This is a genomic window from Pseudomonas sp. P5_A2_2 (assembly GCF_054177685.1).
Genome location: NZ_JBGCUL010000850.1, coordinates 1 through 1,918, shown reverse-complemented (window position 1 = coordinate 1,918; position 1,918 = coordinate 1). Strand labels below are relative to the sequence as shown.

The following is a 1,918-nucleotide window of genomic DNA, read 5'->3' as shown; positions in this document are numbered from 1 at the left end:
GGAAATCACCAATCATTTGGGGACGGTGCATGCGATTGCCATGTGTAACGCCGCCGAACTGGCTGCCGGGATGATGACCGACGTTTCCATTCCCGCCGGCGCACGCTGGATTCCYAAAGGCATGACCGTCGAATACCTGGCCAAGGCCAAGAGCGATGTGACGGCGGTAGCCGAGGGGGATGCCGTGGACTGGACCACTGAAGGCGACAAGATCGTGCCGGTGGACATTCACGATGCCGAGGGCAAGAAGGTGTTCACGGCGCGGATTACCATGAATGTGAAGCTGGCCTGAAGGCTGACAAAGCTTTCGCAGGCGAATCGGTCAACTGTGGGAGCGAGCTTGCTCCCACAGGGGGATCTGTGGTGTTTGGGGGAGTGCGGTCAGACCAGGCGCAACCGAGGGCCGGCGGCCGGCACCGCATCATCCCCCAACCGCCCCCGCACAAATTCATTGGCCTTGCGCGTCAATTGGTCCAGATGCCGGTCGCGCTGTTTTTCCGCGTCGGTCATGGCCCGCTTGCCATGCTTTTGCAGCAGATAGGTATGAATCTGCCGCACTTCCAGCGAGCTGTAGATCGACGCCACATCCAGCAGTGCCATCAAGCCATCGGTGGCGTGGTCGCGAGTGTTCATCAACACCTGGGTCGCACGCACGCCCACCACCTCGAAGCCCATCGCCTCGAAGTACGGCACCTTGGCCACCGCGCATGTCAGCTCGGCATGGGGATAACGGCCGACCATTTCCCGCAGCATCCGCCGGGCCACGCCCTGGCGCCGATACTCGGCCTGCACCGCCATGTAGGCCACGCCACACGCCTCGGGGTCGTCCTGCACCGGCAGGTACAGTACAAAGCCAATCACCTTTTGCGGATCGTCTTCGTCGGTGGCAACGATCAGCTCCACGGCAATGCCCTTTTCACCGTTCAGCGCCTCCAGATACAGGTGCACCTCATAGCCGATCGCGTATTGATAGAGGTTGTACAGCAGGTTGCTGGGCGGGATCGCGACCATGCTGATGTCGGTCAGGTTGTCGACCACCATCTGCAGGATCTGGCTATTGATGTGCTCGGGGCACGGGGTCTTGAAGTGGCTGATCAGGGGCATTGCGGTGACGGGCTCCGGGAGGCAAGGGCCGCCTATCATAGCGCGCCTGATACGTGCGGTCCGAAAGGTGATGGACAGACATTCCCCATTCATGCGCCATGAGCGTCGCCGGCGTTTGCTTTATGGCTGGAGGCGTTGCGTTTTCGAGACTGGCAGCAGAGTCCGGCACACTTTGTGCTGGATTAACAGGCGTCTTCGCGAACCGGCTCGATCCCCCAGGGGACAGCGGTTTGCCCACAACTCGTTTTTCTGTGGGATCGAGCCTGCTCGCGAGAGCGTCCACTATCACACCCGCCTGTGGTGTGAGTGGGGGGGAATGGGTGGGTGAAGCCCCCAACGTTGAGGATTCCCGCCCACTGCGCCACCACGACCAAAGTCGAATCCATCAAGCGTTTGATATCAAACAGCTATTTTTCTCCCCCCGCCCCCCCGCTTTTGGCGCACCTCTTGCATCGGGCGAATTGCGAATATCAGTCACACCGGCGCGCGCCAAGGGAAACAAAATGAAAAACCCACCTGACCTCAAGTCGCTCGGCTTTTTCCGAAAACCGAGCATCGCCGCTGTGATGCTGATCAACATCAGCCTCGGCAACGCCAACGCCGTACCGCTGGATGATTTCGGCCCGCCACCCCCGACGGACCCCTCGGCGTTTAGCAATCCGCCGGCCGACCTCGATGCCGCGGCGGCTGCCTTGCGGGCCATGCCACCCGTCTACCAGGGCTCCATCGCCCTGCCCAATGGCGCTTTTGGTACCCGCCTCACCACGCCAACGACCGACAACGTGCTGCCGCCAGCCCTGCAGACATCCTTCAA

3 protein-coding genes are annotated in these 1,918 nt (G+C 61.2%); 2 read left to right on the top strand and 1 reads right to left on the bottom strand.

Going from position 1 to position 1,918, the window contains the following annotated elements; translation table 11 throughout:
- A partial coding sequence (locus ACXRVY_RS26520) for a hotdog fold domain-containing protein (RefSeq protein ID WP_458238674.1) occupies nt 1–292 on the top strand: 292 nt, incomplete at its 5' end.
- 89 nt (nt 293–381) lie between these two features.
- Here the strand turns inward: ACXRVY_RS26520 and ACXRVY_RS26515 are convergent.
- Nucleotides 382–1,104 carry a GNAT family N-acetyltransferase gene (locus ACXRVY_RS26515; protein ID WP_223463998.1) on the bottom strand — a complete coding sequence of 241 codons (723 nt, stop codon included), beginning with the start codon at nt 1,102–1,104 and terminating at the stop codon, nt 382–384.
- A 503-nt stretch (nt 1,105–1,607) separates the two neighbouring features.
- On the opposite strand from ACXRVY_RS26515, the gene ACXRVY_RS26510 reads away from it, so the two are divergent.
- A partial coding sequence (locus tag ACXRVY_RS26510; protein WP_458238673.1) for a hypothetical protein occupies nt 1,608–1,918 on the top strand: 311 nt, incomplete at its 3' end.

Bases quoted from the DNA above. Each gene is read 5' to 3' on its own strand.
- ACXRVY_RS26515 (WP_223463998.1), bottom strand. From the start codon at position 1,104: ATGCCCCTGATCAGCCACTTCAAGACCCCGTGCCCCGAGCACATCAAT.